The 12,169-nt window shown below is 69.5% G+C and carries 10 protein-coding genes; 7 read left to right on the forward strand and 3 right to left on the reverse strand.

Features of this window, described 5'->3' with window-relative positions; translation table 11 throughout:
* Window positions 1-248 precede the first annotated feature (248 nt).
* Together ALI144C_RS46770 and ALI144C_RS46775 are read left to right on the forward strand one after the other, a co-directional pair.
* Window positions 249-821, forward strand: a complete 573-nt coding sequence (locus ALI144C_RS46770) for a sigma-70 family RNA polymerase sigma factor (protein WP_042198889.1) — start codon at window positions 249-251, stop codon at window positions 819-821.
* Window positions 822-1,862, forward strand: a complete 1,041-nt coding sequence (locus ALI144C_RS46775) for an anti-sigma-D factor RsdA (protein ID WP_076993643.1) — start codon at window positions 822-824, stop codon at window positions 1,860-1,862. It begins immediately after the preceding gene.
* 78 nt (window positions 1,863-1,940) lie between these two features.
* On the opposite strand, the gene ALI144C_RS46780 is transcribed toward ALI144C_RS46775, so the two are convergent.
* Window positions 1,941-2,327, reverse strand: coding sequence for a DUF5319 domain-containing protein (locus ALI144C_RS46780; protein WP_193441279.1), 387 nt, complete (start codon window positions 2,325-2,327; stop codon window positions 1,941-1,943).
* Window positions 2,328-2,455: 128 nt separating this feature from the next.
* Here ALI144C_RS46780 and guaB point away from each other — a divergent pair, with 128 nt between their 5' ends.
* From guaB to ALI144C_RS46805, 5 genes are all read left to right on the forward strand, one after another.
* A complete protein-coding gene (gene guaB, locus ALI144C_RS46785) occupies window positions 2,456-3,967 on the forward strand; it encodes an IMP dehydrogenase (RefSeq protein ID WP_076993644.1) in 1,512 nt (503 codons plus the stop codon).
* A 25-nt stretch (window positions 3,968-3,992) separates the two neighbouring features.
* A complete protein-coding gene (locus ALI144C_RS46790) occupies window positions 3,993-5,126 on the forward strand; it encodes a GuaB3 family IMP dehydrogenase-related protein (RefSeq protein ID WP_076993645.1) in 1,134 nt (377 codons plus the stop codon).
* A 23-nt stretch (window positions 5,127-5,149) separates the two neighbouring features.
* On the forward strand, window positions 5,150-5,653 hold the full coding sequence (locus ALI144C_RS46795) for a GNAT family N-acetyltransferase (protein ID WP_076993646.1): 504 nt from the start codon (window positions 5,150-5,152) through the stop codon (window positions 5,651-5,653).
* A 60-nt stretch (window positions 5,654-5,713) separates the two neighbouring features.
* Window positions 5,714-7,366, forward strand: coding sequence for an FAD-dependent oxidoreductase (locus tag ALI144C_RS46800; RefSeq protein WP_076993647.1), 1,653 nt, complete (start codon window positions 5,714-5,716; stop codon window positions 7,364-7,366).
* A 150-nt stretch (window positions 7,367-7,516) separates the two neighbouring features.
* On the forward strand, window positions 7,517-8,989 hold the full coding sequence (locus ALI144C_RS46805) for an FAD-binding oxidoreductase (protein WP_237774630.1): 1,473 nt from the start codon (window positions 7,517-7,519) through the stop codon (window positions 8,987-8,989).
* 6 nt (window positions 8,990-8,995) lie between these two features.
* Here the strand turns inward: ALI144C_RS46805 and ALI144C_RS46810 are convergent, their stop codons facing one another.
* Both ALI144C_RS46810 and ALI144C_RS46815 read right to left on the reverse strand, forming a co-directional pair.
* Window positions 8,996-11,596: a CHAT domain-containing protein gene (locus tag ALI144C_RS46810; RefSeq protein WP_076993648.1), complete on the reverse strand. Its 2,601-nt coding sequence runs from the start codon at window positions 11,594-11,596 to the stop codon at window positions 8,996-8,998.
* A 99-nt stretch (window positions 11,597-11,695) separates the two neighbouring features.
* A complete protein-coding gene (locus ALI144C_RS46815; RefSeq protein WP_076993649.1) occupies window positions 11,696-12,031 on the reverse strand; it encodes a hypothetical protein in 336 nt (111 codons plus the stop codon).
* Window positions 12,032-12,169: the final 138 nt, after the last annotated feature.

Consider the following 12,169-nt stretch of genomic DNA (forward strand, 5'->3'; position numbering starts at 1 on the left):
CGACGACTATCTCCAACGTGGTTCGGCCCGGGGGTTGGTGACCTCGGGCCGTTCCGCATGTCTTCACCGCACGTGGGCTTGATCACTCCTTCGAGTGGTCGGATCCGACTACAAAGCCCCATCCGGCGGTTAGTCCGCTTGGGGGTGACCGGTACGGTGGAGGAGTTGTCACCGTGACGGGGGATACTCCGCGCACGGTGACGGTTACTGTCGGACGCCTACGAGTAACGCCAAGGCTGTTGTCTGCGATGACGAATTTGGGGGACGGACTGGACGCTTCAGTGAGCGCTGCCGTCGAGGGTGATCCTCGTGCGGTCGGTCGTGTATTGGAGTCCATTCGTCCCCTCGTGGTGCGGTACTGCCGCGCACGGGTCGGTAGGCAGGAACGTTCTTTCGCTTCGGCGGACGACGTGGCGCAGGAGGTGTGTCTCGCGGTACTCACAGCTCTGCCGAGTTACCGCGACCAGGGCAGGCCCTTCCTCGCCTTCGTGTACGGCATCGCCGCGCACAAGGTGGCTGACGCCCATCGGGCGGCAGCGCGTAACCGTTCGGAGCCCGTGGCCGACGTACCTGACGAACCGGAAACCGACGCGGGACCCGAACAACGAGCTATGCAGGGCGAACTCACCAGGCGCATGAAGCAACTGCTGGACGTCCTGCCCGACAAACAGCGCGAGATCGTGGTGCTGCGAGTGGTCGTTGGACTGTCAGCGGAAGAGACCGCCGAAGCGGTGGGCTCGACTCCGGGGGCGGTGCGGGTCGCTCAGCACCGCGCTTTGGCACGGCTACGTAAGACTCTGTCAGCGGAGGAGGTGGTCTGAATGGCCGACCGGCACGAAAGTGACGGCAGAGAGTCACCCGAGTCGCCGCAGACCGGCCGATCGGGTGACATCTACCCGATCCCCTCGGGTGCTACATCCACGGAACGTGACGATACCCACGTTGCGCCGGAAAATGAATACTTCTCGGCAATCGACCTTGAAGAAGCTGAGGACCTGGCGCAGATCCGCGCCGACGACGAGCTCCTCGACGCCCTCGCGGCCAAGATCGACGACGCCGGTTCCGTGGATTTCGACGACGAGCAGCTGAACGCTCTGCTGCTCGCGTGGCGCCAAGACGTGGACAGCGTTCCCGTACCGGAGATCGTGGACACCAAAACCGCAGTGGCGACAGTCACCGCGGCGCGATCGGCACGGAGACGCAGGCCGCGCATGCTCGTCCCGGTCGCAGCTGCAGCAGCTGTGCTGGCGATAGCGTTCGCAGGTGTGGGGATGGCCGCTCGGGACGCCGTACCCGGCGACCCGCTCTGGGGTTTGAGCAAGGTCCTCTACGCCGATCACGCACGCTCGGTGGAAGCCGCCAAGTCCGTGCGCACCGACTTGAACGACGCACAGCAAGCACTGGAGCAGGGCCGGGTCAACGAGGCGAAGGACCGGCTGGACGCGGCGGGCACCGCGTTGTCGAACGTCTCGAACGAAGACGGCAAGGACGTGCTGAAGGCCAAGCACGAGTCCCTGCTGGAGCAGCTGACCATGGGCCCGGCGCCGGAGAAGCCGACGAGCCCGCGGGTGGACGTCTCCAAGCCGTCATCGCCTTCGTCGTCCACGACGCCGACACCGAGCGGCACCCCGCCGTCGCAGCCGCCGTCGAACAAGCCGTCCGAGCCGTCGACGCCGAACAGCGGCTCCTCCGAGCCGGGCAAGCCACCTGGCTCGGGCACCAACGGCAGCGGAGGAACCCCGGACCCGGGCACGGGCAACGGGTCGACACGCAGCGACGCGCCCTCGCCAGGTGACGGCGGACGCCCGGGCAGCGTGGCCCCCGAGGGCAACGTCCCGCAGGCGAACCTCTCGGGCAGCTGAACGCAAGACAGGTCAACCCTCGTGAGGGGTTATCGGGGGTACTAACCCGGATAACCACTCACGAGGGTTGACCCGTCTCTAGCGAGCGTTCTCGGTGGCGGTCACGCCGTCGGCGTAGCCGCGGCAGTACTCCCAGCTCACGTAGGCGCCGGGGTCGGGGTCGAACGCGGGCTCGTGCGGGCGCATCCGGCCGTCGGTCAGCAGCTGTTCGAGGCTGGCACGCAGCAGGGCCCAGTCGTGGTAGTGCGGCTCCTGGCATTCACCGCAGTCCACGACGACGCCCTTGACCCCGCGGTGCTCCAGCAGGGCCTGGTAGACGGCCAGGTCGGACAGGTCGGTCAGCAGTTCGGCCCGCTCGTCCTCTCCCATCGGGTTCTCGACCGCGTCATCGTGGTCGATGATGGCCCGGGCGGGGTCGTCCGGGTCGCCCGCGAAGGGGTCGGGGGGCAGTGAGTCGTGCGGCACGGTCTCGCACGGTACCGGGCGGGCCCCCACGCCTGTCCAGATACCATGGTGTCAACGGTCTCGCCTGGGAAAACACGGGCGGCCACGGACGTGACAGCCGAGACGGCGCAGGGAAGGCCCGGGACACCATGACCAGCGAGCTCACCGCCCACCAGGTGCCGGGCAAGTTCGCGATGCTCGGGCTGACCTTCGACGACGTCCTGTTGCTGCCCGCCGCGTCGACCGTGGTGCCGAGCGACGTCGACACCCAGTCCAGGCTCTCGCGCAACATCACCCTGCGCGTCCCGCTGGCGTCCGCGGCCATGGACACGGTCACCGACGCCCGGATGGCCATCGCCATGGCCCGGCACGGCGGTATCGGCGTCCTGCAGCGCAACCTGCCGATCGACGTGCAGGCGACCCAGGTGGAGACGGTCAAGCGGTCCGAGGCTGGCATGGTGACCGACCCGGTGACGTGCTCCCCGGAGGACACGTTGGCCGAGGTGGACGCGATGTGCGCCCGCTACCGGATCTCCGGTCTGCCGGTGACCGATGCCGAGGGCGTGCTCGTCGGCATCATCACCAACCGCGACATGCGCTTCGAGCTGGACCACACCAAGAAGGTCAGCGAGGTGATGACCAAGGGGCCGCTGGTCACCGCCCAGGTCGGCGTGTCGGCCGAGCCCGCGCTCGGCCTGCTGCGCCGCCACAAGGTGGAGAAGCTCCCGATCATCGACGGCGCGGGCAAGCTGCGCGGCCTGATCACGGTCAAGGACTTCGTCAAGACCGAGCAGTACCCGCTGGCCACCAAGGACCCGGACGGCAGGCTGCTGTGCGGTGCCGCGATCGGCGTCGACGACGTCGCACACAAGCGGGCGATGGCGCTGGTGGACGCGGGCGTCGACGTGATCATGGTCGACACCGCGCACGGCCACCAGCGCAACGTCGTCGAGATGGTCACGAGGCTGAAGCAGGAACTCGGCGACGTCGTGGACATCGTCGGCGGGAACGTGGCGACCCGCGCGGGCGCCCAAGCCCTGGTGGAAGCGGGTGCGGACGGCGTGAAGGTCGGCGTCGGCCCCGGTTCGATCTGCACCACGCGCGTGGTGGCGGGCGTGGGTGTCCCGCAGATCACGGCGATCCACGAGGCCGCGCAGGCGTGCCGCCCGGCGGGTGTGCCGGTGATCGGTGACGGCGGCATCCAGTACTCCGGTGACATCGCCAAAGCCATCGCCGCCGGTGCGAGCACAGTCATGATCGGCGGCCTGCTCGCGGGCACGGCCGAAGCGCCCGGCGAGGTGGTGCTGGTCAACGGCCAGCAGTTCAAGACCTACCGGGGTATGGGGTCGCTCGGCGCGATGCAGGCGCGTGGCGAGGCGAAGTCGTACTCCAAGGACCGGTACTTCCAGGACGACGTGCTGTCCGAGGACAAGCTGGTGCCCGAGGGCATCGAAGGACGCACGCCTTACCGCGGCCCGCTGGCCACCGTGGTGCACCAACTCGTCGGCGGCCTGCGCGCCGCGATGGGCTACACCGGGTCGCACAGCGTCGCCGAACTGCAGGACGCGCAGCTCATCCGAATCACCGCGGCGGGCCTGAAGGAAAGCCACCCGCACGACATCACCATGACCGTCGAAGCGCCGAACTACGCCAAGCGCTGACGCTCGCATACCTGGAGGATTGACAGTGCGGGACCTTGTCGAGATCGGCATGGGCCGGACGGCCCGGCGCGCCTACGAGCTTGACGACATCGAGATCGTGCCGTCGCGGCGGACGCGGTCGTCGAAGGACGTGTCCACCGCGTGGCAGCTCGACGCGTACCGCTTCGAGATCCCGCTGGTCACGCACCCGACCGACGCGGTGGTCTCGCCGCGGACCGCCATCGCGGTCGGTGAGCTCGGCGGGCTCGGCGTGATCAACGCGGAGGGCCTGTGGGCCCGGCACTCCAATGTGGACGACGTGCTGTTCCGGCTGATCGAGGCCGCCGAGGAGGCGTCCGAGGCCGCCGAAGTGACCAAGGTGTTGCAGGAGCTGCACTCCGCGCCGATCCAGGCGGAACTGGTCACCCAGTCGATCAAGGAGGTCCGCGACTCCGGTGTGACGGTCGCCGCGCGGGTCAGCCCGCAGCGTGCGGCTGAGCTGACGCCGGACCTGATCGCGGCGGGCGTGGAGATCCTGATCGTGCAGGGCACCATCGTGTCGGCCGAGCACGTGGCCCGCGACGGGGAACCGCTGAACCTCAAGACCTTCATCGAGGACCTGGACATCCCGGTGGTCGCGGGCGGCGCGCACGACTACCGCACGGCGATGCACCTCATGCGCACGGGCGCGGCCGGTGTCATCGTCGGCTACGGCTACAGCAGCGGCGTCACGTCGACCGACAGCGTGCTGGGCATCGGTGTTCCGATGGCGACCGCGATCGTCGACGCGGCGGCGGCGCGCCGCGACTACCTGGACGAGACCGGCGGCCGTTACGTGCACGTGCTGGCCGACGGCGGAATCGACACCAGCGGTCAGATCGCCAAGGCGATCGCCTGTGGTGCGGACGCCGTCATGCTCGGTGCCCCGCTCGCGGCCGCCAGCGAAGCGCCGGGCGGCGGGTTGTACTGGACGGCCGCCGCAGCGCACCCGTCGTTGCCACGCAGCCGGGTCGTGCCCGCGGCGGAGAGCGAGGTCGGGCTGCGCGAGCTGCTGTTCGGCCCGTCCAGTGACGCCGACGGCACGCTGAACCTGTTCGGTGCTCTGCGCCGGGCGATGGCCAAGACGGGATACTCGGACCTCAAGGAGTTCCAGAAGGTCGGCCTCACGATCCGGGGCTGACCCCGACCAGCCTGGGGGTTGGGTTGCGCAAGATCGTGGTGCGGGGTGACGACGTCGCCCTCGCGGAGTTGTCCGACAAGGACAAGGAATGGCTCAAGGAGCAAAGCGACGGCGCGTTCGACGTCGACCGCGACGGGCGGGACATGCCGTTCACGACCCCGGTTCACCGTCTGGCGGTGACGACCGAGAGCGGCGAGGAGTTGCTGGGTGAGGTGAACTGGCATCCGGTGAAGTACGGCCCCTCGTACGGCTGTGTGGCGTGGAACTTCGGCCGCAACCTCTTGCCGCAGTCGCGTGGCAAGGGCATCGGCACGGAGGTGCTGAGGCTGCTCGTTCGGCACCTGTTCGACACGACCGACGTCGACCGGATCGAAGGCGGCACGGACACCACCAACGTGCGTGCCCAGCGCTCCATGGAGAAGGCCGGGTTCACCCGCGAGGGCATCATTCGCGGTGCTCAGCTGCGGGACGGCAAGCGCCATGACCTGATCAGCTACAGCATCCTGCGCTCGGACCCCCGTCCGTGAAAGTTACTGGCGAGAAACTTACCGCTAGTCAGAACGCGCTCGCCGAACTAGCCTCGAGGGATGGTTGACTACGACGTCATCGTCGTCGGCTCGGGCTTCGGCGGGAGTGTCGCCGCGCTCCGGCTGACCGAGAAGGGCTACCGGGTCGCCGTCGTCGAGGCGGGCAGGCGGTTCGCCGACGACGAGTTCGCCAAGACCTCGTGGGATCTGCGCCGCTACCTGTGGGCGCCCGCAGTCGGCTGCTTCGGCATCCAGCGCATCCACCTGCTGCGGGACGTCATGGTGCTGGCAGGCGCGGGTGTCGGCGGCGGGTCGCTGGTGTACGCCAACACCCTCTACCGTCCGCTCGACCCGTTCTACCAGGACAAGCAGTGGGCCCACATCACTGACTGGCGTGCCGAGCTGGCGCCGCACTACGACCAGGCGACCCGGATGCTCGGCGTCGTGACCAACCCGACCGTGACGCCGTCCGACGAGGTCATGCAGAAGGTGGCCGCGGACATGGGCGTCGCGGACTCGTACCACCCGACGCCCGTGGGTGTGTACTTCGGCAAGCCCGGCGAGTCCGTGGCCGACCCGTACTTCGGCGGCGCGGGCCCGGCTCGGACCGGCTGCACCGAGTGCGGTTCGTGCATGACCGGCTGCCGTGTCGGCGCCAAGAACACCTTGGTGAAGAACTACCTCTACCTGGCTGAACAGGCTGGGGCGAAGATCATCCCGCTGACCACCGTGACCGGGCTGACCGAGCGCGCGGACGGCTCGTTCGAGGTCGCGATCCGCAAGACGGGCAAGCGGTTCCGGCACTCGCTGACCGCGGCCAAGGTCGTCCTCGCCGCGGGCACGTGGGGGACGCAGAACCTGCTGCACCAGATGCGCCACACCGGCGCACTGCCCAGGCTCTCACCCAGGCTCGGCGAGCTGACCAGGACGAACTCCGAGGCGATCATCGGCGCAGGCCGGTTCACCGCCGATCCGGACATGGACTTCAGCCGGGGCGTCGCGATCACGTCGTCCTTCCACCCCGACTCGGACACACACATCGAACCCGTCCGCTACGGCAAGGGCAGCAACGCGATGAGTCTGTTGCAGACGATCGCGACGGACGGCGCGTCCGCGGTGCCGCGCTGGAAACAAGCTCTCCGGTTCATGGCCAAGCACCCCGTGCAGACCGCTCGGCTGCTGAACGGGTACCGGTGGAGCGAGCGGACAGTGATCCTGCTCGTCATGCAGTCGCTGGACAACTCGATCACCACCTATGTGGACAAGCGCGGGCGGTACACGTCCAAGCAAGGGCACGGCGAGCCGAACCCGGCCTTCATCCCGGCGGGTCACGAGGCCAACCAGCTGACCGCGAAGCACATCGACGGCATCGCCGGTGGCACGTGGGGCGAGATCTTCGACATCCCGCTGACCGCGCACTTCATCGGCGGCTGTCCGATCGGGCTGGACGCCGGGTCCGGCGTCATCGACCCGTACCACCGGGTGCACAACTACCCCGGTCTGTCCGTTGTGGACGGCGCGGCGATCACGGCGAACCTCGGGGTGAACCCGTCGCTGACCATCACGGCACAGGCCGAGCGGGCATTCTCGTTGTGGCCCAACAAGGGCGAAGCGGACAACCGGCCGGAACAAGGTTCACCGTATCGTCGCGTCGACGCGGTTGCGCCGCGGTCGCCGGCCGTGCCGTCGTCCGCACCCGGAGCACTGCGTTAGCCCCCTCCCCACAGGATTTGGTTTGCAACCAATGTGGCCTTCGGTGCGCGAAACGCAACAAAGGCCACATTGGTTGCACCGGAACTGCGCGACATTGTCGTGCGAAGTCGCACCGGACGCCCGATGATGGACACGTCGGGAGGAGTCGGGATGATGGATCGGCGCGCCTTCTTGCGGGCAGCGGGACTGGTCGGGGCCGGGTCTGTCCTCGTGGGCTGCTCGTCGGGCGGCCCGGCGGAGCCCGGCGCCGCCACTACGCCGCCGACGGCACCGCCGCCGACCACCACGACGACCGGCCCGCCGTCACCGCCGAACTGGGAGTCGTTGCGCGCCAGGATCTCCGGAACCGTCCTGCTACCGGGTGACGCGGAGTTCGACAAGGCCGGGCTGGCCTTCAACCCGCTGACCGACACGCGCAAGCCTGCCGCGGTCGTCCGGTGCAAGAACAAGGATGACGTCCAGGCCTGCGTCGGCGTCGCGGCCGAGTCGAAGATCCCGATCGCGGCCCGTGGTGGCGGGCACAGCTATGCCGGGTACTCGGTGCCCGAAGGCGGCCTGCTGGTCGACATGAGCGAACTTAAGGAGATCCAAGTCCGTCCGGACGGGACGGTCCGGATCGGCGCGGGTGCTCGGCTGATGGACGTCTACACCGAACTGGCGAAGGCGGGCCGGTGCCTGCCCGGCGGGTCCTGCCCGACGGTCGGCATCGCCGGTCTCACGCTCGGCGGGGGAATCGGTGTGCTGTCGAGGAGGTTCGGGCTGACGTGCGACCGCCTCGACGCGGCGACGGTGGTGACCGCCGACAGTCAGGTGATCGAGGCGTCCGGTGCGAAGGGAACGGACCTGTTCTGGGCGCTGCGCGGCGGCGGTGGCGGCAACTTCGGCATCGTCACGGAGTTCCTGTTCTCGACGTTCCCCGCCCCGAACCTCGCGGTGTTCACCCTGCGGTTCCCGGCCGGGTCGGTCGCGACCGCCCTCGGCGCCTGGCAGGAGTGGATCGCTTCGGCGCCACCGGAACTGTGGTCCAACTTCGTCGTGTCCGGTGCCTCCCGCGCTCCGGCGTGCCACATCAGCGGCTGCTACGTCGGTTCCGTCGGCGACCTGAACGGTCTGCTGGCCGGGCTGAAGGCCCGCCCGACCGCCCGCATCGTGCAGGAGAAGGACTACCTGCAGGGGATGCGGTTCTTCGCGGGCGGCAGCCAGCGCGAGTCCTTTGTGGCCTCATCGCGGATGCTGCCTGCCCCGGCGGACCCGGCGAGGGTCGCGGAGCTGATGACCGGCAGGCAAGGTGTGGACCTGTTGATCGACGCCCTCGGCGGTGCGGTCGCGGACCTCGGCCCGTCGGACACCGCGTTCCCGCACCGGAAAGCCTTCGCCAGCGCCCAGATCTACGGCAAGACGGACGCCTCCGGTGCCGCGCGGGCGACCACCCAGGTCGCCGAGATCCGGGACGCCTTGGCGGAGTTCACCGGCGTCACAGGGTACGTCAACTACATCGACCCCGCGATGCCGGACTGGGCGAACGCCTACTACGGCGCGAACCTGCCAAGGCTCCAGCAGGTCGCCAAATCCGTCGACCCGGACAAGGTATTCGGCTTTGCGCAAGCGGTACCGCGAACCTAGCTGCTCCTAGCTGCCGAGGCAGACGAACGGGCGGCGCAGCGGATCCACGCTCACCGCCTCGGCCAGCGCCACGGCGGGGGACGCGCCGGAACCCAAAGCCCGGTGGTAGTCGTCCATGGCCGCCGCTGCGGGCAGGTCCCCGACGCGGCTGGCCGCGGCCACCACCGTGCCGACGCCACCGGCCAGCAGGGCCCCGGCGAAGCCCAGTGCCTCGTCACCGGGGCGGATCCGGTTCAGCGCCAGTTCGCACGCGGCGAGCACGACCTGACGCGGTGGCTGGTGCAGCCGGGCGAGTTCGTGGGCGAACAGCGCGCCGTCGACCAGTTCCAGCCGGGAGAACAACGCGTTGTCAGCCTCGTGTTCACCGTGCGCGGCGACGTGCACCAGCGACGCGCCGTCCATGGTCTCCAGCACACGGGACGCCGTCGCGTCCGTACCCGCCAGCAGCGTCGAATTGTCGTAGTGCGCGGCCAGTTTGTCGATCTCGCCGATGGCCGCGGCCAATCCGGGGCCACGGACCAAGGCCGTGTGGCCTGCCGAGGGCGCCGCCCCGCGCGACGCGGCGAGCCACGCGGTCGCCGACGGCGCGACCACGACCGGTCGGGACCGCAGCGAATCCAAAGCGCCCCAAGGAACCGCGTAGAGCGAACCGGTCGGGACGATCACCCACTCGCCCGCCAGCCCGGTCAACGGCCGCATCAGCTGCTCGTCCAGCGCGGCGGCGTGTTTGCGGGCCGACGCCGAGATCGCGTCGAACAGCGGTTCCGGCAGGTGGTCGGGGGCCATGGCGTTGAGGTCCGCGTGCAGCCGCATGGCGTTCTCGCTCGCCGCTGCCGCCGAACCAAGCCGCACCAGCCGGACCCGTCCACCGGCAAGCACGACGGCCAGCAGCGAGTCACCGGACACCGCGAAGCTGACCAGTCCCGCCGATCCGAGCTGTGCCAACACATCCGCGACGCCCGCGACCGGGCGGGGCTTGCCCCAGCGGGACGCCGCGTGCCAGCCGAGCCGCATCGCGGCGCGCCGCCGCTCGGTGTAGCGGGACTGCAACTTCGCCGTCGGCCTGCCCTCGATCCGGGCCTGGCGCAGCGTGTAGCCCAGGTGCCGCGTCTCGGCGATGAGCTCACTGAGCCGCGGATCGTCGGAACCCGATGCCTCGTACCGGTACGTCTGTGCCCGCGTTCGTTCCAGCCAGTCGAACAGGCGCCGCGCCTCGGCGGCCGTGTCGCCACCGCCGAGCACCAGCCGGACCGCGAGGTCCCCGAGCTCCTGGCCGTGGATCGCGGTGCCGGACACCAGTTCCAGCCCGCCCATCCGGTCGCGTGCCCGGCTCAGTTCGTTCAGCCCGGCACGTGCCTGCGCGAACGCCTTCCGGCGGTTACCTTGTGCCACAGCGAGTTCGGCCTGGCAGAGCCGCAGCAGCATGCGCTGTTCGATCGGGGTCAGCTGACCGGGCCGCGGCACTTGGGCAAGCAACTCCTCGGCTCGCGCGGGATCACCGCGCAGCAACTCCAGCCGTGCGGCCAGTGTGCCCGCGAGCATGGCGTCGTCCGTGAGCCGGAGTGTGCGTAGTTGTTGGGCGAGTTGGGTTGCCAGCGCGGGCAACCGGGCCGGGATGCGGCCGGAGCCGATGGCGCGCTTGGCGTCCACGCGCAGGCTGATCAACGCCGCGATGGTCGCCCACGATTCGTTGCCGCGTTTGAGCAGCCGCCGCCTCGCCGCGGTGGCCATCCGCTTGGCGAGGGTCAGCTCGTCCTCCAGCAGTGCCGCCGCCGCGCGGAACAGTTCGGCTTCCGCGAGGTCCTGGTAGACGCGCTGCTCCCGGGCGTGCGGGATGACCAGGTCCAGGTCCTGGCCCGCGTGGTCGGCCAGCCCGGCGGCCAGCAGCGCCTGCGCGCGGTCCAGCCGCAGCCGGGACAGCATGTCCGGACCCTGTTCCTGGCAGATCCGTTCGGCTTCCTCGTAACAGCGCAGCGCGCCGGGGATGTCACCGGTGCGGCGCTTGAGGTCGCCGAGCGAGATCATGGTGATGGCCAGCCGGATCGGCAGGTTGTGCTCGATCGCGATGGCGATCGCCCGGTTGAGGTCCCTCGTCGCCGGGCCGAGCCTGCCGGTGATCACGTACGCCAGGCCGCGGTTGGCGATCGAGGCGAGCAGCGACTCGGTGATCCGGGCGGGATCGTCGGTGCCCTCGGCCAGACAGCGTTCCTTGTGCTCGATGGCCGAGTCGAGCAGCGGGATCCCCTCTTCGTCACGGCCCGCGCGCATCAGAACGGTGGCGTGGTTGTGGTCGACGAACCCGTTGAGCTCCGAGCGGACCGGTCCGGCAGGCAGCCGCGCGATCTCCGGGCGCAGCGCCTGAAGGCCGTCGATGCCGACCGCGACAGTGCCCAGTTCGGCTTGCGAGTACGCCATGGTGACCTGGATCCGGAACCAGGCCCGCAGCCAGTCGGTCCGCTCGCTCGCCGCCTCCGCGACGCCGTCCAGTATCGCGAGGGCCTTCCGCATCACGCGGATGGCCTCGGCCTCCCTGGCCTTCGCGCCGAGGGCGAGCGCTCGCCGGTGGAGTTCGCCCGCCTGACGGATCGCCTCCGCTGTCCGGTTCACGAGGCCGCGACTCACCTGACTATGAGATCACAGAATCCGGACAAAAGAAGCCCCGTGGGCCGGACATTGCCCGGCCCGCAGGGCGCGGCGTGCCGAAGATCAGGAATTCGTGCTCGTGGTCGGCACGCTGTCGTGGTGGTAACCACCGGTGGGCCGAACCCGGGGCTCGGGCTGCGGCTCGGGCTCCGGCTCCGGGTCGACCGGAGTGCCGTCGTGGTGGTAGCCGCCGGTGGGCCGCGGCAGCACGCCGACCGGCCCGGTGTCGTGGTGGTAGCCGCCGTCGTCGGTCGTGACCTTGGGGTCCGCGGGCAGAGCGCCGCCACTGCTGTCCACGACCTCGGTCTGCTGGGCACCGGCCTGTGACCGGGTGTTCTCGCCCTGCTTCGGCTTGACCAGGCCTTGTAGGTCTTCGTTCTCCGTGTTGGCCGTCGTCATGGGTAGTTCCCTCCTCGTAACGCGCTCTGGGCACGTGTCCCCTGTCCGGAGTCGTGAACCGGTGATCACGACTCTCGGTGTTCAAACGCGGCTCCCCCCATGGAACCCGCCTGGAATGTACCGCACGAATGGGGGAAT

Origin of the sequence: Actinosynnema sp. ALI-1.44 (assembly GCF_001984155.1) — a bacterium.
Classification (GTDB): Bacteria; Actinomycetota; Actinomycetes; order Mycobacteriales; family Pseudonocardiaceae; genus Kibdelosporangium.